The organism is Xanthomonas sp. MUS 060, assembly GCF_000963215.1.
Lineage (GTDB): Bacteria > Pseudomonadota > Gammaproteobacteria > Xanthomonadales > Xanthomonadaceae > Xanthomonas_A.
The window spans coordinates 59,699-79,731 of sequence record NZ_JZIM01000004.1; the positions used below are offsets into that span (position 1 = coordinate 59,699).

Below are 20,033 nucleotides of genomic sequence, written 5' to 3' on the forward strand. Positions count from 1 at the left end.
CATACCGCGTCTTCATTACATGTGAAACCCAATGCCGATCCAGCAAAGCTGAAATGCTGTCAACTGAAACATCGTCAACGCAATGTCGATGCACTCCCAGCGCGAATCTGCCGCGTGCTCCTGCATCGCTTGCCTGACGTAACGATCCTCGCCGGGTTGTTGGCGCGCTTCGTCTAAGATGCTGCGCATATCGCCAACACCTATGCATTGGCCACCACGCCATGACTGGACCCCATCGCGATGACTGGACAAAGCCAGATCCGCCAGGTACGGCGTATCAGCGTTCTCATCGACACGCACTATGCTTCGGACCTGAGCACCTTCGAGGATGGCACCCGAACGGGTGCTCTGCGCTGTTTGATGCCAGCACGCCATGGCAGATATTCTGACTTGAGACACGCACTTGCGAACATGCACATGCTGTCCACTGACTGCGGAGTCAATGCGATGATCCAATCTCCTCCCTGGTTGCTGGGCTTTACAGTGGCGATAGTGGCATTCACGGCGATGGCCGCATCGCACGAGCGCAAACCGCTGGTGATCGGCCACCGCGGTGCCAGTGCGCTGCGCCCGGAACACACACTGGCCTCTTACGCCAAAGCCATTGCCGACGGCGCAGACTACATCGAACCGGATCTGGTCTCGACCAAAGACGGTGTGCTGGTGGCGCGCCACGAGAACGAGATCGGCGGCACCACCGACGTCGCCACGCATCCAGAGTTCGCCGCGCGCAAGACCGTCAAACAAATCGACGGGCAACGCGTGGAAGGCTGGTTCACCGAGGACTTCACCCTGGCCGAACTGAAGACCCTACGCGCACGCGAGCGCCTGCCGCAGCTGCGCAGCAACGCCTTCGACGACCAATTTCAGCTCCCCACTCTCGAGGAGATCATCGATTTCACCGCAGCCGAGTCGGCCACCCACGGACGCCTGATCGGACTGATTCCGGAAATCAAGCACGGCACCTACTTCCGCACGCATGGCCTGGCAATGGAGGACACACTGCTGAAGACACTGGACGCACACGCCTACACCCGCCGCGCACCGGTGGTGATCCAGTCGTTCGAAATCGGCAACCTGAAAGCCCTGCATCGCGCCCTTGGCCGCACACATCCGAATGTCCGCCTGGTGCAGTTGCTGGGCGACCCGCAAGCGCGCCCCGGCGATCACCTGGACGACGGTCCAACCTACGCGCAGATGAGTACGGCCCAAGGCCTGCGTGCGATCGCCAAATACGCGCAGTTGGTCAGCCCGAACCTGCGCGCGATCGTGCCGGTAGAGGCGAATGGCAGCTTGGCCGCACCAACGGCTTTCGTCGCCGATGCGCATGCGGCCGGCTTGCAAGTGGTGCCCTACACCTTCCGTGCCGAAAATACATTTCTGCCCAAGCAACTGCAGGACACGCGCGGCCCGGCCGCGATGAACGTCGCCGGCAGCATCGCCGAGATGCACGCATTGCTCAGCGCAGGCATCGATGGCTTCTTCACAGACGACCCGGCGGTGGGGCGCGCAGCGGTGGATGGCACCCCGCCACCGACGCGTTGACATCGGCTTAGCGACTATCGCCCTGACGCCCACTCCAACGCCGTGTCCACTCAGCGCTCGGCGACACCGCTCGCGCGGTCCTCGACGAACGCCAGGCCCAAGTGCGCAGCCACATCGCGGATCGACGCACGTGCGGCCTGGATCTCGGCACTGGGGGCGATCAGTTGCGCGCGCCGGTCCAACGTGCAGGCCAGGCCAGCCTCCACCAGCACCGCATGTGCGGCATGCAAGCGTGCCGCCATCGTCGAATCCAAATAGCCGGCGTGCGCCAATGCGCCGATCAACGTCGCGGTGTCACGCGGCTGTAGCAGCGCCGGTTGTTGCGCGGCGCCGAGCAGCACGCCGGCCTGCATCAGGAATTCCAGGTCAATCAATCCACCCGCGCCCTGCTTGAGATCGAAACGCACGGCATCGCTGCGATCCAGTTCGGCCCGCATCCGTGCGCGCATGCTGCGCACATCCTCACGCAAGGCCGCCGCTTCGCGCGTGCGTGCGAGGGTCTGCGCCCGCACCTGTTCGAAACGCTGCAACAGCGTGCGATCGCCGGCAACACCACGCGCGCGCACCAGTGCCTGATGCTCCCACGTCCAGGCACGGTCACGCTGGTAATCACTGTAGCTAGCCAACGACGACACCAACGCGCCCTTGCCACCATCCGGACGCAGACGCACATCGATGTCGTACAGACGCCCGCCAGCGGTGACCGTACCGAGCAGTGCAATCACCTTCTGCGCGAGCCGTGCGAACCAGCGCCCGCTCTCCATTGCGCGAGGTCCATCGGAGACCTCGACGCTGGGCGGGTGGTCGTACAGAAACACCAGATCCAGATCCGAACCGATGCCCATTTCCAGCCCGCCGAGACTGCCGTAGCCGATGATCGCGAAACTGCCGCCAGGTACCTGACCATGCGTCGCGGCAAGCTCGGCGTGCGCCAGACGCAGCACTGTCACCACCACCGCTTCGGCCAATTGTGCGAGCTGACGGTTGCTATGGAGCGCAGGCTGACGTCGATCCAGCGTGGCCAGCGCGATACGGAAACTCAACGCCTGACGCGCTTCGTTGAGACTACGCAGCGCCGCTTCCGGATCGTCGGCGGCAGCGACCACCGCGCTGTCGCATAACTGCTGCATCGCGGTCGGCTCCGGCATCGGCGCGGTCACGCGGCTGTCGAGCAACTCGTCGAGCAGCAACGGATGCGCGGCAAGACGCTCGGACAAGAAGGCGCTACGCGCCAGCACATCGACCAGCCGTTCCAGGGCGCTGGGTTGCTCGTCGAGCAAGGCGATATAACTGGAACGACGCAGCACCGCTTGCAGCAAACCGAGTACCCGGTGCAGCGCGGCATCGGCGTGCGACGAACGCGTGGCGGCATGCAGCAGCGCGGGCACGACACGATCCAGACGCGCGCGTGCGGTGTCGGACAGGCTGCGCACGCCCAGCGATTGCGCAAACCCGCGCAATGCCTGATCGACCGCATCGGCTGCGGCGAAGCCCGCCTCGCCCAGTACCTGCGCACGATCGCCAGCAGCCACATTGCGCCAGTAATCGGCCAGCACATCTGAGCCCCGCGTGCGCCTGCGCGGTGCCAGCAATTGAGCGAATTCAGCAGCGACGCGGTCGCGCTGACATTGCAATGCCGCATGCAATTCGGCCCAATCGACATACCCCAGACCGAAGGCGATGCGCGCGCGATCCAGCGGATCTTCCGGTAACGCATGCGTCTGTGCATCGCGCAGCATTTGCAGGCGATTTTCCACCCGACGCAGAAAACAGTATGCCTGCGCCAATGCAGTGCCATCCGTGGCGGCGATTTGGCCGGCCGCGATCAACGCGTGCAAGGCCGACAACAGGCGCGTTTCGCGCAGTGCCGCTTCGCGACCGCCACGAATCAATTGCAGCGACTGCACCAGAAATTCAATCTCGCGAATACCGCCAGCGCCGCGCTTGATATCGTCCAGGCGGTCGTGACGGGCCACTTCGGCGACGATCGCCGCCTTCATCGCGCGCAGTCCGTCCAGCGCGGTGTAGTCCAGATAGCGTCGGTACACGAACGGGCGTAGCGACTGCAGCCAGTGTTCGCCAGCGACGATGTCGCCAGCCACTGCGCGCGCCTTCAGCCAGGCATAGCGTTCCCAGTCGCGGCCTTCGCGCTGGAAATAGTGGTCCATCCCGGCGAACGACAACGCGACCCGACCCGCAGTGCCGAATGGGCGCAGACGCAAGTCCACGCGATGCACGAATCCATCGATGGTGGTTTCATCGAGGAGCCGCGCCAAGCGCTGACCGAGACGCGCGAAATATTCCTCGGCGGCGAGCGGACGCGCACCATCGGAATCACCTGCCTGCGGATAGGCGTAGACCAGATCCACGTCGGAAGAGAAATTCAATTCGCCGCCGCCGAGCTTACCCAGGCCAAACACCACCAGCCGCTGCACACTGCCATCGGCGGCGCGGACCACGCCATGGCGCGCGGCAAACTCGCTTTCCAGCGCCTGCAACGCGAGGGTCATGCAGTCTTCGGCAAGCTGCGTGCTGCCGGCCAGGGTCGTCTGGATATCGTCCAGTCCGAACACATCGCGCCACACCAGACGCGCCGAGGCAGCAGCACGATAGCGGCGCAGCGACGCAGGCCAGGTTGCAGGCTGTGCTGGGTCCAGCACGGGTAACGGCAGCGGCGCCGGATCCGGTTGTGCAAGATGGAAAAACAACGCTGGCTGCAGACACAGCGTGTCGAGTAGAAAATCGCTGGCGAGCAGGGCACGCGCAAGCTGTGCATCGAACTGTGGACCGGACGGCCATGGCTGTGCCGCCACGGCCTGACGCAACCGCGCCAACTGACGTGCGAGTGTGGGCTGGAGGACGGTGGGGACGGACTGAATAACCGCAGGCATGAGGCGATTCTTGCATTGCCGCGTCCGCGCGGACAGCCTCTACGCCGCAATGCCGGTGAGCCCATGCTCTACACAGCTCACCCGCACGATCAGGGCTGGGGGAGAAGGAGACGAGACAACACTCATAAAAAAGCCCACTGTCAGCGGACTGCCAGTGGGCTTTGCTCCCTCCCCCACGTCGGGATGCACGGTGATCGTGAGTGCTTTTTTTCTTGAATGCACGCTGCAGTGCAAAAAAACTGCACAATTCATTCTTTTTAGAGAGAGCCCATTTTGTCTACTTTCCGGTACACAGCATCCTGATGGTAGATCGCGCTGAAGCACGGAATATACGCATGAGCGCTGGACACTGCTGTATTCGCGTCGCGCGTCGACGTTTCTCCGACATACTCTCAACAATCCGACAGAACGCGCGATGGGAGAAATCTCAGTCGCGCTCGATCAGAAGAGAAAATGTCTGGCGGCTGAGGCCACCGCTATCGGCGATCATGGCGCACTGTCGGCTCCAGCGAGCGGGTCTGACGCACACAGGAACGCCAGCTTGCGTGCGCGTGGCAGCCGTTTGAGCGCCCATTCGGCACGCGCGGCGGCGGCACGGTCGGGGTAGAGCCGGCTCGCCAGTAACCGTAGCGGCGGATTGGCACGGGTGTACTTGGCGCCGCTACCGCGCAGGTGCGCCTGATAGCGCGCCTGCACGTCGGGGGTGATGCCTGCGTAGTAGCTACCGTTGCGGCATTCGAGCAGATACAGGAACCAGGGTGTGGAAATGGCCATGGCGACATTATGCCGACAATGCAGTAACGTTGAACCGCGCGCATCCAGGCTTTAAAGTGCTTAACAAAATGTCGCAAGCGCTGTGGGGTGAGTGCGGACAGCGCGCAGAGCGCAGTGTACAGCGACGATGACAAGCACTGTCAGCGCCCGTCCAACGGCGAGGCCGTCGTTTTGCTAGCTAGTCTTAACGCAAAATCCATCACTTGCCAGCGCATGGCACACGTCGGCATACCGGCATCACCACGCCGACGGATAATGTCACCACCGGCGTGCAGCCGCCGATGCCGAAGCTCTCTCCCTTCGGCATCGGCGGCGCGGCCGGCTCTGTTTTTCAGCGGCAGTACCGGGCATTGCGCGCGATACCGATGCCGCACTCAGGCCGCCTGTGCCGTTCGCGCACGGCGGCGCGCCCGCACGGCCTGCGCTAAGCGTTCCAGCACCTGTACCGAGGTGTCCCAATCGATGCAGCCGTCGGTGATGCTCTGACCGTAAACCAGCGGCTGGCCAGGGCGCAGATCCTGACGACCACCACGCAAATGACTTTCTATCATCGCGCCGACAATACGAGACTGTCCGGCTTCGAGCTGGCTGGCGATGTTCTCGATCACCTTGGGCTGATTCTCCGGATTCTTGGCGCTGTTGGCGTGGCTGGCATCGATCATCAGTCGCGCAGGCAAACCGGCTTTTTCCAATACCTGCGCGGCGGCGGCAACGCTATCGGCATCGTAGTTGGGTTGGGTGCCGCCGCGCAGGATCACATGGCAATCCGGATTCCCCGCGGTGGCCGCGACGGCGGTGTGCCCGTCTTTGGTCACGGCCAGGAAATGATGCGGATGCGAGGCCGCGCCAACTGCATCGACGGCGATCTTGACGTCGCCGCTGGTGCCGTTCTTGAATCCGACCGGACATGACAGCCCGGAAGCCATCTCGCGATGCACCTGACTTTCGGTGGTGCGCGCGCCAATCGCGCCCCAGGCCACCAGGTCGGCGATGTATTGCGGCGAGATGATGTCGAGGAATTCCACCCCAGCAGGCAGGCCCAGGCGGTTGATATCGCGCAGCAGGCCGCGCGCCAGCCGCAGGCCCTTGTTGATATCGAAGCTGCCATCGAGGTCCGGATCGTTGATCAAGCCCTTCCAGCCAACCGTCGTGCGTGGCTTCTCGAAGTACACCCGCATCACGATCTCCAGCGCATCGCCATAGGTGTCGCGCAGCGGACGCAGACGCTGCGCATACTCCAGCGCCGCCACCGGGTCGTGGATCGAGCAGGGACCGATCACCACCGCCAAACGGTCGTCGTCACCGTGCAGGATCGCGTGCAGCGCCGCGCGCGCGGCGACGACGGTCTGCGAGGCGCTCTCATCGCAGGGCAACAACGCCAGCAGTTGCGAGGGCGGGATGAGCGGTTCGATCCTGCGGATGCGCAAATCGTCGGTATGGGGAGCCATGGGCATTCTCATCGGTTGATTGGGTGGTGCCAGGTCCAGCGACATGAAAAAAGCCGCCAGGTTCGCTGGCGGCTTTCGGGATGGCGACTGAAGTGGTCCTCAGCTTGAACGCGATCCTTCCTCCGCCAGCGGCATCGGAAAATCGTAATACCAAAAGTAAAAGCTGCGGCAGGAAGCGTTCATGGTCAACAGTGATAACACAGGGTCGCGAAGAGCGCCACAGTTGCCGATGCAACCGATGCGACTGTGATGCAGGCGCCGAGGGCTCGCCATGCGCGGCATCAAAAAGCATCCCTTGCATCGCGTTGCCAGGCAACGCACCCCATCACGCGGGAAACGCAAGCCAGCGCGAGCGCAACTTGATCGAGCTGCGCGGCATCGCAGTTAAAAATCCAGCACATACTCCACCGCCACTTCGCGACCGACCGCGTCGTACAGCGTGGTGTTGTAGAACTGATAGCCGTAGTAGCGCTCTTTGTTGTCGTAACCGACGGTGTTGAACACATTGTTGACGTACAGGTTGACCTTCATCGTCGGCGTGATGCGATAACCGGCGGTGAGGTTCCAGTACAACGCCGGGCCAACGCGACCGAAGTAGCGCGCGGTGCTCTGGCCGAAGTGGCGATTAGCACTATCGCTAACCCGGCATTCGTCCGAGGGACTGGGCTGATACCCATCGTCGAAGCGCGCGCAGGTGCCCCAGTTCACCGCCTCGGTGGAACCGAAGCGTTTGCCATACACGGTCAGATCCAGCGGGCCGCCATTTTCCCAATGCACGCTGCCGCGTAGTTTGGTGCGGATCCTTTGATCGCGCAGGTTCTTGTCGTCGTCGATGCGGTAGGTCTGTTCGTGATAACCGATCAGGTTGTTGTAATCCAGCGCGAAGCTGAAGTTGCCCCATTGCGCCGTGCTCAATCGGTACTTCAGTGCAGCGTCGATACCGGACACACGCATCTGCGCGATGTTGATCGGCCCTTGTTCGATGCCGGTCACGCGACCAGCGGCATCGCGCGACACGCGCGAGACGATACGCGCGCAGTATTCGGCGCCACCGGGATTGACCCACACGCCACCGGCGGTGGTCAGACCGGTGCGGCACCCTGCCTCGCCGGTGAGAATCTCGTCGCGGTTAAGGTCTTTGATCATGTCTTGCAGGCGGATCTTGTAGTAATCCGTGGTCAACGACAGACCTTCGGCGATATCCCAGACAAAACCAGCGGTCACCGAGCGTCCGTGTTCCGATTCCAGGTCCGGGGTGCCGCGACGATTGACCTGCATCAAGTAGTAGATGTCGCTGTTCTCGGCGTTGCAGGCACCGGTAAGGTAATACCCCTTCTGGATGCAACGGTATTGATCGATCACTGTTTGCTGGGTCGAGCTGGGTTCGCCGAGCACGTATTGCATGTCCGGTGCGCGGAAACTGGTGGCAACACTACCGCGCAACAGCAGCGTGCTGAGCGGCCGCCATTCCAGTCCTGCGCTCCAGGTGGTGTCACGCTGGGTGCCGATGGCGGCGCCGAGATCGCTGCTGTAGGAGCGGTAGTCGCCATAACGGTCGTGACGCGCCGCCAGGCTGGCATTGAGCGAGGACAGCAGCGGCACATCGAATTCGAGACCGCCGGAATAACGCAAGCGTTCGCCACCGCCATGATCGACCACATCCAGTGGATAGCAATCGTTGGCGCACGGATCCGGCACCAGTCGGTAGCCTTGCTTGGCGACTTCGCCGACGGCGGCGAATTTGATCGGCCCAGCCCACCCCTGAATCAACTCGCCGGTGATGTTGGCGCTGGCCTGGTTGACCCACGAATCGGCGCGGTTTTCCGCCTTGACCGCCAACGCGTTGTACTGCGCGCCGGTGAGTGGCTGGTACCAGCGATTTTCGTTGAGCGTGTAGATCGGCGTTCCGTCGGCGGTACTGCCCAGTTGCGGGCCGAGGAAGTAGTCGGTGGCCTTCTGGGTGTCCACCGTGCGCACATACTCATCGACGGTATAGCGCGCACGACCGACCGCGACTTCCCAATCGAATCGGTCAGCAAGACGCCCCTTGAAGCCGGCGCTCAGATCCCAGGAGAATTCATCGGTGATATTGGCCAGGTTCTTCCAGCCGCCGGATTCGTAGCGGGTCAACTGGCGGATCGCGTACAGGTTGCGATCGCTACCGGTGTCGTGGAATGGCCCGAGGTAGACGTAGGGCGGATCATAGGTCCAGTAACCCCGGCTCTTGGTCGTCGATAGCGTGCTCCAGGCCTGCACGCCGTTGTCGAAATCGAACGTGCCGTACAGATACGCCGAGCCGTTGTCGCCGCCCTTGGCCGCCATCCAGTCGGCGTAGTCATGGGCCATCCCGCAATAACCACCGCGATTGCGCACCGTATCGCTGTTGTAGTCATAGCTCAGCCGCTGCGCATCGATGAACTGACCACCGAAGCGCGCGCAGGTGCCGCTGGGCGGAGCCAGACGTCGATTGCTGTCGGCATCGACCAGGCTCAGCCCAGTGAACGGATTAAAGCCGTATTTGCGCGCCTGCGCAGTCCAGTTGCTGTACGACTCGTCGTTTTGAGAGTCCATCTTCGGCCGTTCGCCCACCGACAGCGGATCGCGCCGCGTCCACTGCAACGCGTAGGTGAGATTCCACTTGTCGCCGCCGTGACCACCGACCCAGGACAGGTCGAACACATCGCGCCCACCTTCGGTCGCGGTGCCGCCACGCAAGCGCACCTGGTTGCCCTTGTAACCCTTTTTCAAGATCACGTTGATGACGCCGGCCACGGCATCGGAACCGTAGATCGCCGATGCGCCGCCAGTGAGGATCTCGATCCGTTCCACTGCCGCAGAGGGAATGTTGGCGAAGTTGGCGAAGTTGCTCTCGCCGGCATAGGGCTGAGGATAATCGGCGACGCGATGGCCGTTGACCAACAACAGCGTGCGCCCGGGACCGAGATCGCGCAGGTTGATCGGCGCGGCGTTGGGCGTATGCGAACCGTATTTGGTATCGGCCTCGACGCTGCCCTGCTGGTTCATCGTCTTGAGCACGTCGTAGACGGTCAGAAAACCTTCCTGTTGGATCTGCTGCGCACTGATCACCACCACCGGCTGGACCCCTTCCACCTCGGCGCGTTTGATCCGCGAGCCGGTGACCACGACCTGACCAAGATCGGTGGCATCGGCATCGGTACTGGTGCTTTGCGCCCATGCGTCGGACACGGTGTGCAACGCAAGTACGATGCCCAAGGCAAGCATGGTGAAAGATCGGGTGTGGTGCATGCGCTATCCCCTGCGACAAAGATGGAAGTACCGTCGCAAAGCGGCGGCGTGCAGCGTCCTGTTCACCGCCTCGCGCGCCCACAGCAGCATCGCGCGTGCCACGGGCACGCGCCGCGCTGCGCCAACGACGACGCAAAGAAAAAGGACGAACATGCGGGCACGTGCAGCTCCCCTGGGCACCCGTGCGCCCTAACCTGCATGTCGTCGACAACCCTGTCAACACGCTGCAACGCGATGCCTGTAGACGGTTTCGACGTTATGCGCGATTCGCCGTCGCTCACACCGATTCCCGCCGCATTGCCGCAACGCGCCGATCTCGTTCGGGCAGACGCCCTCACCTGGCGACACCCCCGGAGGATCTGCCCATCGGATTGGCAGAACGGAACAGCCCGATTGCGCCGTGCGTGCTGTAAGAGCACGGCTTATCGCGCATCGGCATCACTCCGATGACCATGCACAACGTGGCCGGCAACGAAAAAGCCCCGCATCGCTGCGGGGCTCTTTCGACTGCGTATGACTGGTCGGCTCGCGCCGGCTGGATCAGAAATCCATGCCGCCCATGCCGCCCATGCCACCGCCCATGCCACCGCCGACGGCCGGCTCTTCCTTCTTCGGCGCTTCGGCCACCATCGCCTCGGTGGTGATCATCAGGCCGGCGATCGAGGACGCATTCAGCAGCGCCAAACGGGTCACCTTGGTCGGATCCAGGATACCGAACGCAACCATGTCGCCGAACTGGCCGGTGGCGGCGTCGTAACCGAAGTTGCCGGTGCCTTCCTTGACTTTGTTGAGAATCACCGACGGCTCTTCGCCGGCGTTGGTGACGATCTCGCGCAGCGGTGCTTCCATCGCACGCAGCGCGATCTGCACACCGTGGGTCTGATCTTCGTTATCGCCCTTGAGCGAACCGATCGCGCTCAACGCACGCACCAGGGCCACGCCGCCGCCGGGGACCACGCCTTCTTCCACCGCCGCACGGGTGGCGTGCAGGGCGTCTTCGACGCGCGCCTTCTTTTCTTTCATTTCGATCTCGGTGGCAGCGCCGACCTTGATCACCGCCACGCCGCCAGCCAGCTTGGCCATGCGCTCTTGCAGCTTCTCTTTGTCGTAGTCCGACGAGGTCTCGGCGATCTGCGATTCGATCTGCTTGATGCGCGACTCGATCCCGGCGGTATCGCCGACGCCATCGATGATGGTGGTGTTTTCTTTGGAAACCTGCACCTTCTTGGCGCGGCCCAGATCCTTGAGGGTCGCCTTCTCCAGCGACAGGCCCACTTCATCGGAGATCACGGTGCCGCCGGTCAGCACGGCCATGTCTTCCAACATCGCCTTGCGACGGTCGCCGAAGCCCGGCGCCTTGACCGCCACGACCTTGACGATGCCACGGATGGTGTTGACCACCAGGGTCGCCAGCGCCTCACCTTCCACTTCCTCGGCGACGATCAGCAGCGGCTTGCCCGCTTTGGCCACGCCTTCCAGCAACGGCAGCAGGTCACGCACGTTGGAGATCTTCTTGTCGTGCAGCAGGATGAACGGATCGTCCAGGTCGGCCGACTGGCTCTGCTGGTTGTTGATGAAGTACGGCGACAGGTAGCCGCGGTCGAACTGCATGCCCTCGACCACGTCCAGCTCGTTGTCCAGGCCCGAGCCTTCCTCGACCGTGATCACGCCCTTCTTGCCGACCTTCTTCATCGCGTCGGCGATGATGTTGCCGATCGCCTTATCGGAGTTGGCCGAAATGGTGCCGACCTGGGCGATGGCGTTGTCGTCGGCGGTGGGCTTGCTGATCTTCTTCAGTTCGGCCACGGCGGCCTCGACGGCCTTGTCGATACCGCGCTTGAGGTCCATCGGGTTCATGCCGGCAGCGACGGCCTTGGAGCCTTCGCGGATCAGCGCCTGCGCCAACACGGTGGCGGTGGTGGTGCCGTCGCCGGCGTTGTCGGAGGTCTTGGAGGCGACTTCCTTCACCATCTGCGCGCCCATGTTCTCGAACTTGTCCGCCAGCTCGATTTCCTTGGCAACGGAGACGCCATCCTTGGTGATGGTCGGGGCACCGAAGCTCTTCTCGAGCACGACGTTGCGGCCCTTCGGGCCAAGGGTCGCCTTGACGGCATTGGCGAGGATGTTGACACCGCGCACCATGCGCGAACGGGCGTCTTCACCGAAACGGATATCTTTGGCAGCCATATGGGTAACTCCAGTAATGCGTGATTTGGGAATTTAGGAATCGACAGGCAGCAGGTCTTAGGACAGCGGGAGCGCACAGCGCATCCAGCTCCTGGCCCGGCGTGAGGGCCTTTAGCCGACGATGGCCAGGATGTCGTCTTCGCGCAGCACCTTGTACTCGACGCCTTCGGACTTGTAGCTGGAGCCGGCGTACTGGCCGTAGATGACCTTGTCGCCAACCTTCAGCGCCGGCGCGCGCACGCTGCCGTTGTCCAGCGGCTTGCCTTGGCCGATGGCCACGACTTCGCCCTTGGTGGACTTTTCTTTGGCCGAATCCGGGATCACGATGCCGCCGGCGGAGATTTCGTCGGCTTCGATCGGCTTGACTACGACGCGGTCGTGAAGCGGCTTGATGCTCATTGAGAGGGGCCTCTTAAATGATTGATTGGTCTAGTGAAATTAGGCGGCATTAGCACTCGCAGATGACGAGTGCCAGCAACGCTGGCGAAAAAACCCGGCACGCCGGGATGCGCAAGATGTAGTGCCAAGCGACAGGCTTTCAAGGGGCGAGAGCAAAAAATTTTCGCACTCACCGTTCTCCACCCACGCCAGGACATCGAACATCGCTCCGGGCGCCACCACAGCCCGATTGGGCGTCCCTATACTGTGGCCTATATGGTCATGCCCGCGCTCCGCCTATTGTTCAGCACCTGCCCCGATCCGGCCTGCGCCGCGCGGATCGCACGAACGCTGGTCGACGAGCGGCTGGCCGCATGCGTGAGCCGCCTACCAGGCCTGCACTCCACTTACCGCTGGCAGGGCACGGTGGAACAGGCCGAGGAAGTACTGCTGCTGATCAAAACCGCTGCCGACCGCCTGCCCGCGCTACGGCAGCGGCTGTGCGAACTGCACCCCTACGATGTGCCTGAGCTGGTCGAAGTCGAGGTCGCCGATGGCCTGCCCGCCTACCTGCAATGGCTGCATGCCGAAACCCGTGAGGAACCATAAGCCGATGACCTTGCTGCAACGTATCGTCGCTGTGTGCCTGCTGGCCATAGCCGCCTTCCCCGCCCTGGCAATCAGCGAAAAAGACCTGCTGCCGGTGGACCAGGCCTTCGCGCTGAGCGCGCAAGCGCCCGAACGCGGCCGCATCGTGCTGCACTGGGACATCGCCAAGGGTTACTACCTGTATCGGCACCGGATCGCAGTCCGGGTGATCGGTGACTTCAAACCCAACCCGACCCTGCAATTGCCAGCCGGACACAAAAAGATCGACCCGTATTTCGGCGAAGTGGAGACCTACCGCGGCGAACTGACCGCCGTGCAGAGCGGCATTGCCGACCCCGGCACCAAGCACCTTCAACTGGAAGTGCGCTACCAGGGCTGCGCCGACGCCGGTGTGTGCTACCCGCCGCAGAAACGCATGCTCGATGTGGCGCTACCGGCGGCCGTTGCTGCGGATGCGGTGCCGCCCAGCAAGTCTGCGCCAGTAGACAACCACTCCGATAACGAGGGAAAACCGCTGCTCGGCACCAGTGCAGCGACCGACATGCTGCAGGGCCTGCCGCTGCCGTCGGATCAGGCATTCGGCTTCGAAGCCATCGTCAGCGACGGCAATACCTTGCTGTTGCGCTTCACGCCCGCACCCGGCTATTACCTGTACCGCGACCGCACCGCGCTGGTACTGGAAGGTGCCCCCGGCATTCGCACCGGCATACCGCGTTGGCCGCCGGGCCGCTCGCACCAGGATGAACACTTCGGCAATGTGGTGGTGTACTTCGACCAAAGCGAAGTGACCGTGCCGCTGCAACGACAACGCACCAATGCCGCCGAGGCGACCTTGGTGACGACCTTCCAGGGCTGTCAGACCAACGGCATCTGCTATCCGCCCATGACCCGGCGGGTGAAGCTGTCGCTGCCCAAGGGCAAGCTCACTTCGCCCGATCAAGCGGCGGTCACCCCGCTCATGGTGACTCCGCTGGACAGCCGCCAGAGTGACGCCAACGACGCGACGAGCGCTGCCAACCAAACGACAGCGCCTGCGCCCAAGCCTGCGCCGGATGCCCCGGCGTACCGTGACGCAAGCCACGCCGCGACGCAGCCCGCACCGCAAAACCTGCTGTGGATCCTACTGCTGGCATTGGGTGGGGGCTTGGTGCTGAACCTGTTGCCCTGCGTGCTGCCGATCCTATCGTTGAAGGTCCTGGGCTTGGCGCAAAGCGGCGAAAGCCGCAGCCGCGCTCGCCGCCATGCGCTCTGGTACACCACGGGCGTCTTGACCTCCTTCGCCGTGGTCGGCGGTATCGCCGTGGCCGCGCGCCTGCTATGGGGGTTCCAATTGCAGCGTCCGGGCTTCGTCGCGGTCCTGGTGTATCTGATGTTCGTGGTCGGGCTCAGCCTGTCCGGCGTCTTCACTCTCAGCACCAATCTCGGCGGCCTGGGCCAGTCGCTCTCGGCGCGCAGCGGACCGGTCGGCGATTTCTTCACTGGCGTACTGGCCTGCGTGGTGTCCAGTGCCTGTATCGGGCCATTCATGGGTCCGGCACTGGGCTATGCACTGACCGCCCCGCCAGCCACAGCCATGCTGGTGTTCCTGACCCTCGGCCTGGGCCTGGCGCTGCCATTCCTGTTGATCGGCTTCGTGCCGTCCCTTGCCACGCGCCTACCCAAGCCGGGTGCATGGATGGAAACGCTCAAGCAGGTGCTGGCGTTCCCGATGTACCTGACCGCGATCTGGCTGCTGTGGGTGCTGGGCAAGCAGCGCGGCGTAGACGCGGTCGCCCTGCTGTTGATCGGCACCACGCTACTGGCCCTGGGGCTGTGGTGGTTCGAACGCGCACGCTGGCACGGCCACACGTGGGGCATGCGCGCGGCCAGCGTATTGCTGCTGCTGGCGCTGCTGCCGGCCTGGGGCGTGACCCGACTGCCCCCCCCCAGTGCCACGGTGGAAGAGGGCAATACCGTGGTCTATTCGCCGGAGATGCTCGACCGTCTGCGCACCGACAATCGCGTGGTGTTCGTCAACATGACCGCGGACTGGTGCGTCACCTGCAAGGCCAATGAGCGCAACGTCTTCCACAGCGACGTGTTCCGCGACACGCTCAAACGCGTGGACGCGGTGTACATGAAGGGCGACTGGACCAACGAGGACCAGCGCATCAGCGCCTTCCTCGCCGAGCACAAGGCGGTCGGTGTGCCGCTGTACGTGGTCTACGGTCCTGGCGCGCCGCCGACCGTGCTGCCGCCAATGCTGACCCAAGCCGTGGTCGAAGACGCGCTGCTACGCGCGGCGCGATGACCACCACGCCGCAACGCCTGCTCGTGGTCGCAGTGGTCGCGGCGGTGCTGGGATTGATCGCCGCACACGCGTTCGACGTGCGACACGGCAAACACGCACCGGCGCTGCAACTCACCACGCTCAATGGCGAGCGCATCAGCTTGGCGCAGTTCCGTGGCAGGCCGCTGCTGGTCAACGTCTGGGCCAGTTGGTGCGAACAATGCGTGCGTGAAATACCGGAACTGGACCGTCTGGCGCGCACGCCAAACGAAGGCGGCCTGCAGGTGCTGGGTATCGCCCTGGACCGGGTCGAGGATGTGCGCGCATTGCTGCAACGGATACCGATCAGCTACCCGACCGCGCTGGAGACCCCCGGCCCGGCCGACGCCAGCGTGCGCCTGGGCGACACTCAGGGCTTATTGCCGTATAGCGTGCTGATCGACGCCGATGGCCGCATTGTGAAACAAAAACTCGGTCCATTCGCCGCAGGCGAGGCCGAGCGCTGGACACGCGACGGCCACTCGCCAGCGCATTGAGCGGCACAACCGCATTGAGCGACACAACGCAGGCGATCCCGCACGGATGGAACCGTGGCGCGTCCACGCTCACGGCATGATCGTGGACGCTGACCTGGCGCAGCGCAGCAGGGAATCGGGGAAATCAAACGGACGCTTAAAACATCTGCAACTTCGCCGAACTGGACAGCAATGCCGGCTTCGCGCAGACTGCCGCCCTTTCCACTGTTGTGCCCTCGATGTCCCGACTGCTGCTGCTGCATGGCCCCAACCTCAACCTGCTCGGCAGCCGCGAGCCGGACGTGTACGGGCACACCACGCTGGCGCAGATCGATGCGGCCCTGCTGGCCCAGGCCGGCGCGGCGGGTTACCAGTTGGACAGCCTGCAGTCCAACGCCGAGCATGTGCTGGTGGAGCGGGTGCAAGCCGCACGCGAGGACGGCACCGCGTTCATCCTGATCAACCCGGCCGCGTTCACCCACACCTCGGTGGCGCTGCGCGATGCACTGGCGGCGGTGGCGATTCCATTCATCGAAATCCACCTGTCCAATCCGCACAGCCGCGAGCCGTTCCGCCACCACAGCTATTTCAGTGATCACGCGGTCGGCGTGGTCTGCGGGTTCGGCGCAGATAGCTACCGCTATGCGATGGACGCGGCGCTGACACGGCTGGAAGCGACCGCATGCGCCATACCAGCACGCCGCATTCCCATTTAAGTCGCCGGGCCGCACGCCCGGTCTTTATTCCGATTCACCTCACGAGGCCGTTATGGATCTGCGCAAAATCAAGAAGCTGATCGACCTGCTGGAAGAATCCAATCTCGCCGAGATCGAGATCAAGGAAGGCGAGGAAAGTGTGCGCCTGGCGCGCACGCCCAAGGGGATGGCCGGCAGCGCGCCGCAGTACGTCGCCGCAGCGCCGGCGGCTGCGCCTGCGCCAACCGCCGCGATGCCGATGCATTCGCCGACCGAAGCCTCCACCGGCGGCAGCGCCAAGCCCGGCAACGCCCTGCCCGAGGGCCACGTGCTGCGTGCGCCGATGGTCGGCACCTTCTACACCTCCCCATCCCCGGACAAGCCCGCGTTCGTCAGCGTCGGCCAGACGGTGAAGATCGGCGAGACCCTGGCGATCATCGAAGCGATGAAGATGTTCAACCCGATCGAAGCCGACGTCGCCGGCACCATCGTGGCGATCCTCGGCGAAAGCGGCCAACCCGTGGAGTTCGATCAGCCACTGTTCGTGATCGGTTGAAGCGCCGGGACGCAGGACCAGGACCTGTGACTCGGAAAAGCAAGCGCCTGCGCGCCAATTTGCTTTTCCGCGTCCAGCGCCTCGCAATCCCGCGTCCAGAACCACATCCCGCGTTCGGAATCCTTTCCCATGCTAGATAAAGTCGTCATCGCCAATCGCGGCGAAATCGCCCTGCGCATCCTGCGCGCGTGCCATACGCTGGGCATCCGCACGGTCGCGGTGCATTCCACCGTGGACCGCAACCTCAAGCACGTGGCCATGGCCGACGAGTCGGTGTGTATCGGCCCGGCCGCGTCGGCGGAGAGCTACCTCAATATCCCGGCACTGATCGCGGCGGCCGAAGTCACCGACGCGCAAGCGATCCATCCCGGCTACGGCTTCCTGTCGGAGAACGCCGACTTCGCCGAACGCGTGGAGCAGTCCGGCTTCATCTTCATCGGCCCCAAGGCCGACACCATCCGTCTGATGGGCGACAAGGTGGAAGCGATCCGCGCGATGAAGGCCGCTGGCGTGCCGTGCGTGCCCGGCTCGGGTGGCCCGCTGGGCGAAGACATCGTCGCCAACACCAAGATTGCGCGCGAAATCGGCTATCCGGTGATCATCAAGGCCGCTGGCGGTGGCGGCGGTCGCGGCATGCGCGTGGTGCATTCGGAAGCGGCGTTGAAGGCCGCGATCGAGACCACCAAATCCGAAGCCAAGGCCGCTTTCAGCAACGACCAGGTGTACATGGAGAAATTCCTGGAGAATCCACGCCATGTGGAAATCCAGGTACTGGCCGACGGCCAGGGCAATGCCATCCACCTGGGCGAGCGCGACTGCTCGATGCAGCGTCGCCATCAAAAAGTGGTCGAGGAAGCGCCAGCGCCGGGCATCACCGAGGAACTGCGCAACGAAATCGGCAAGGTGTGCGTGGACGCCTGCATCCGCATCGGCTATCGCGGTGCCGGCACCTTCGAGTTCCTGTTCGAAAACGGGCGCTTTTACTTCATCGAAATGAACACCCGCATCCAGGTCGAGCACCCGGTCACCGAGCGCATCACCGGCATCGATCTGGTCTGCGAACAGTTGCGTATTGCGGCCGGGCACAAGCTGAGCATCAAGCAAAAAGACATCGTGCTGCGTGGTCATGCGATCGAGTGCCGCATCAACGCCGAGGATCCGGAAACCTTCATGCCCAATCCGGGCCTGATCACCGGCTTCCACCCGCCCGGTGGCCCCGGCGTGCGCGTGGACACGCACATCTACAGCGGCTACAAAGTGCCGCCGAACTACGACTCGATGATCGGCAAGTTGATCGTGCATGGCCCCGACCGCGAGACCGCGATCGCGCGCATGCGCGTGGCGCTGAGCGAGATGGTGGTGGACGGCATCAAGACCAACATTCCGCTACAGCAGCGGATCATGCGCGATAAGGGTTTCCAGGCTGGTGGACAGAACATCCACTACCTGGAAAAACGTCTGGCCGAGCGCAAGAACAAGTCCATCGCGCTGGTGTGATGAAGCCAGTGGCTCCGGACGGCAACATGCGCTCCGGAGCCAAATCGCGCTCCAATACCGTGACGAAAAAAGTGGCAAGGCGTTGCCGCCATCGCACGTAGCAACAGCCGTTGGCCCTGTATGCCGCCGCCATGACAGCACCGCCTGCGGCTTACACCTGGAAAAGGCCAAGTTCCGAGTCCGCGACTCACCCTCACTCCCCTGATCACCCGCCGACCGATGCCGTTCCTCGAACTGACCCTGCGCTGCACCGACGCGACCCAGCCCCGTTACGAAACTGCGCTGGAGGATGTCGGTGCGCTGGCCGTCACCTTGCTCGATGCCGATGCCGACACCAGCAACGAACGCGCGATTCTGGAACCAGGCGTGGGCGAAACACCACTGTGGGGCACATTGGTTCTCAGTGCGCTGTTCCCTGAGGAGCAGGACGCGTTGTTGTTGCTGGCCGCGCTGGATGCGTTCGACCCCGGGCTGGACTGGAGCCAAGCCACTTTCCGCAAAGTCGACGACCAGGACTGGGAACGCGCCTGGCTGGATCAGTTCCAGCCGATGCGCTTCGGCGCACGCACCTTCATCGTGCCGTGGAACCACGCGCTACCGGAGGAGGCCAGCGGCAGCGACGCCGCCGTGGTGCGTCTGGACCCCGGTCTGGCATTCGGTTCCGGCACCCACCCGACCACCGCGCTGTGCCTGCGCTGGCTGGACGCACTGGCCGCAGACGGCGCGTTGACGCAAGCGCGGGTGCTGGATTTCGGCTGCGGCTCGGGCATCCTGGCGCTGGCCGCGCTGAAGCTGGGCGCAGCGGCAGCCGTCGGCGTGGACAACGACCCGCAAGCGCTACTGGCGAGCCACGACAACGCCGAGCGCAACGCCGTCGGTGCGCGGCTGGCGGTGTATCTGCCGCATGACGAACCCACCGCGACCTATCCAGTGGTCGTCGCCAACATACTCGCCTCGGCGCTGGACACACTGGCACCGACCCTGGCCGCCCGCGTCGCGCCGGGCGGACGCATCGCGCTCTCTGGAATCCTGCACGGCCAGGAACAGGACCTGTTGCAGCGTTATGCCGCGTGGTTCGACCAATTGCGCACCGAGCAGGACGGCGACTGGATGCGCATCGACGGCGTGCGCCGCACCTGAACTCCTTGCCATCGCCTCCGAGATGGACGGCGTGGCCGACGATGACCCCATTGCTCCCATCGCGCGCACTGCACAACCACCCCATCGTCGGCAGGTCACTCCAACCCGAGCGATGACATCAGGAATACCTATAGCGCAACGCACCATCCGCGCTAGCCGGTAACCCGATGCCTCGTCTTGTTTGCAAATGAACGTGAGCAACCCACTACACTCGCCACCGCGCCAAGCGCGGGGCGGAAGTGTCTGGCGCTGCACAGCCTCT

The 20,033-nt window shown here is 63.7% G+C and carries 15 protein-coding genes; 8 read left to right on the top strand and 7 right to left on the bottom strand.

Features of this window, described 5'->3' with window-relative positions:
• Positions 1-15: 15 nt before the first annotated feature.
• On the bottom strand, positions 16-375 hold the full coding sequence (locus tag XANALMUS060_RS19680; RefSeq protein ID WP_152640411.1) for a hypothetical protein: 360 nt from the start codon (positions 373-375) through the stop codon (positions 16-18).
• A gap of 72 nt (positions 376-447) precedes the next feature.
• Here XANALMUS060_RS19680 and XANALMUS060_RS06185 point away from each other — a divergent pair, with 72 nt between their 5' ends.
• Complete coding sequence (locus XANALMUS060_RS06185) at positions 448-1,545, top strand: glycerophosphodiester phosphodiesterase (RefSeq protein WP_200894014.1); 1,098 nt, start codon at positions 448-450, stop codon at positions 1,543-1,545.
• A gap of 50 nt (positions 1,546-1,595) precedes the next feature.
• On the opposite strand, the gene glnE is transcribed toward XANALMUS060_RS06185, so the two are convergent.
• The 6 genes from glnE to XANALMUS060_RS06215 all read right to left on the bottom strand — a co-directional run bounded on the left by glnE (position 1,596) and on the right by XANALMUS060_RS06215 (position 12,511).
• Positions 1,596-4,436, bottom strand: a complete 2,841-nt coding sequence (glnE, locus tag XANALMUS060_RS06190) for a bifunctional [glutamate--ammonia ligase]-adenylyl-L-tyrosine phosphorylase/[glutamate--ammonia-ligase] adenylyltransferase (protein ID WP_045737643.1) — start codon at positions 4,434-4,436, stop codon at positions 1,596-1,598.
• Between the two features lie 486 nt (positions 4,437-4,922).
• Positions 4,923-5,210, bottom strand: a complete 288-nt coding sequence (locus XANALMUS060_RS06195; protein ID WP_045737644.1) for a GIY-YIG nuclease family protein — start codon at positions 5,208-5,210, stop codon at positions 4,923-4,925.
• Between the two features lie 374 nt (positions 5,211-5,584).
• Positions 5,585-6,658, bottom strand: a complete 1,074-nt coding sequence (locus tag XANALMUS060_RS06200) for a 3-deoxy-7-phosphoheptulonate synthase (protein WP_045737777.1) — start codon at positions 6,656-6,658, stop codon at positions 5,585-5,587.
• A gap of 384 nt (positions 6,659-7,042) precedes the next feature.
• Positions 7,043-9,925, bottom strand: coding sequence for a TonB-dependent receptor (locus tag XANALMUS060_RS06205; protein WP_152640412.1), 2,883 nt, complete (start codon positions 9,923-9,925; stop codon positions 7,043-7,045).
• A 540-nt stretch (positions 9,926-10,465) separates the two neighbouring features.
• Positions 10,466-12,112 (bottom strand): chaperonin GroEL, encoded by a 1,647-nt coding sequence (groL, locus tag XANALMUS060_RS06210; RefSeq protein ID WP_045737646.1) that lies wholly within the window; start codon positions 12,110-12,112, stop codon positions 10,466-10,468.
• Positions 12,113-12,223: 111 nt separating this feature from the next.
• A complete protein-coding gene (locus XANALMUS060_RS06215) occupies positions 12,224-12,511 on the bottom strand; it encodes a co-chaperone GroES (RefSeq protein ID WP_045726704.1) in 288 nt (95 codons plus the stop codon).
• Between the two features lie 255 nt (positions 12,512-12,766).
• Here XANALMUS060_RS06215 and cutA point away from each other — a divergent pair, with 255 nt between their 5' ends.
• The 7 genes from cutA (at position 12,767) to prmA (ending at position 19,771) form a co-directional block, all read left to right on the top strand.
• Complete coding sequence (cutA, locus tag XANALMUS060_RS06220; RefSeq protein ID WP_045737647.1) at positions 12,767-13,099, top strand: divalent-cation tolerance protein CutA; 333 nt, start codon at positions 12,767-12,769, stop codon at positions 13,097-13,099.
• Between the two features lie 4 nt (positions 13,100-13,103).
• Positions 13,104-15,389, top strand: a complete 2,286-nt coding sequence (locus tag XANALMUS060_RS06225; protein WP_045737648.1) for a protein-disulfide reductase DsbD — start codon at positions 13,104-13,106, stop codon at positions 15,387-15,389.
• Positions 15,386-15,904 (top strand): TlpA disulfide reductase family protein, encoded by a 519-nt coding sequence (locus XANALMUS060_RS06230; protein ID WP_082064949.1) that lies wholly within the window; start codon positions 15,386-15,388, stop codon positions 15,902-15,904. Before XANALMUS060_RS06225 ends, XANALMUS060_RS06230 begins: the two co-directional genes overlap by 4 nt.
• 218 nt (positions 15,905-16,122) lie before the next feature.
• Complete coding sequence (aroQ, locus tag XANALMUS060_RS06235; RefSeq protein ID WP_045737649.1) at positions 16,123-16,599, top strand: type II 3-dehydroquinate dehydratase; 477 nt, start codon at positions 16,123-16,125, stop codon at positions 16,597-16,599.
• A 52-nt stretch (positions 16,600-16,651) separates the two neighbouring features.
• Positions 16,652-17,134 carry an acetyl-CoA carboxylase biotin carboxyl carrier protein gene (gene accB / locus XANALMUS060_RS06240; protein ID WP_045737650.1) on the top strand — a complete coding sequence of 161 codons (483 nt, stop codon included), beginning with the start codon at positions 16,652-16,654 and terminating at the stop codon, positions 17,132-17,134.
• Between the two features lie 129 nt (positions 17,135-17,263).
• Positions 17,264-18,631, top strand: a complete 1,368-nt coding sequence (gene accC / locus XANALMUS060_RS06245; RefSeq protein ID WP_012914871.1) for an acetyl-CoA carboxylase biotin carboxylase subunit — start codon at positions 17,264-17,266, stop codon at positions 18,629-18,631.
• Between the two features lie 219 nt (positions 18,632-18,850).
• Positions 18,851-19,771: a 50S ribosomal protein L11 methyltransferase gene (gene prmA / locus XANALMUS060_RS06250; RefSeq protein WP_045726698.1), complete on the top strand. Its 921-nt coding sequence runs from the start codon at positions 18,851-18,853 to the stop codon at positions 19,769-19,771.
• The last annotated feature ends 262 nt before the right edge of the window (positions 19,772-20,033 follow it).

Bases quoted from the DNA above. Each gene is read 5' to 3' on its own strand.
- XANALMUS060_RS19680 (WP_152640411.1), bottom strand. From the start codon at position 375: ATGGCGTGCTGGCATCAAACAGCGCAGAGCACCCGTTCGGGTGCCATC.
- XANALMUS060_RS06185 (WP_200894014.1), top strand. From the start codon at position 448: ATGATCCAATCTCCTCCCTGGTTGCTGGGCTTTACAGTGGCGATAGTG.
- glnE (WP_045737643.1), bottom strand. From the start codon at position 4,436: ATGCCTGCGGTTATTCAGTCCGTCCCCACCGTCCTCCAGCCCACACTC.
- XANALMUS060_RS06195 (WP_045737644.1), bottom strand. From the start codon at position 5,210: ATGGCCATTTCCACACCCTGGTTCCTGTATCTGCTCGAATGCCGCAAC.
- XANALMUS060_RS06200 (WP_045737777.1), bottom strand. From the start codon at position 6,658: ATGGCTCCCCATACCGACGATTTGCGCATCCGCAGGATCGAACCGCTC.
- XANALMUS060_RS06205 (WP_152640412.1), bottom strand. From the start codon at position 9,925: ATGCACCACACCCGATCTTTCACCATGCTTGCCTTGGGCATCGTACTT.
- groL (WP_045737646.1), bottom strand. From the start codon at position 12,112: ATGGCTGCCAAAGATATCCGTTTCGGTGAAGACGCCCGTTCGCGCATG.
- XANALMUS060_RS06215 (WP_045726704.1), bottom strand. From the start codon at position 12,511: ATGAGCATCAAGCCGCTTCACGACCGCGTCGTAGTCAAGCCGATCGAA.
- cutA (WP_045737647.1), top strand. From the start codon at position 12,767: ATGGTCATGCCCGCGCTCCGCCTATTGTTCAGCACCTGCCCCGATCCG.
- XANALMUS060_RS06225 (WP_045737648.1), top strand. From the start codon at position 13,104: ATGACCTTGCTGCAACGTATCGTCGCTGTGTGCCTGCTGGCCATAGCC.
- XANALMUS060_RS06230 (WP_082064949.1), top strand. From the start codon at position 15,386: ATGACCACCACGCCGCAACGCCTGCTCGTGGTCGCAGTGGTCGCGGCG.
- aroQ (WP_045737649.1), top strand. From the start codon at position 16,123: ATGTCCCGACTGCTGCTGCTGCATGGCCCCAACCTCAACCTGCTCGGC.
- accB (WP_045737650.1), top strand. From the start codon at position 16,652: ATGGATCTGCGCAAAATCAAGAAGCTGATCGACCTGCTGGAAGAATCC.
- accC (WP_012914871.1), top strand. From the start codon at position 17,264: ATGCTAGATAAAGTCGTCATCGCCAATCGCGGCGAAATCGCCCTGCGC.
- prmA (WP_045726698.1), top strand. From the start codon at position 18,851: ATGCCGTTCCTCGAACTGACCCTGCGCTGCACCGACGCGACCCAGCCC.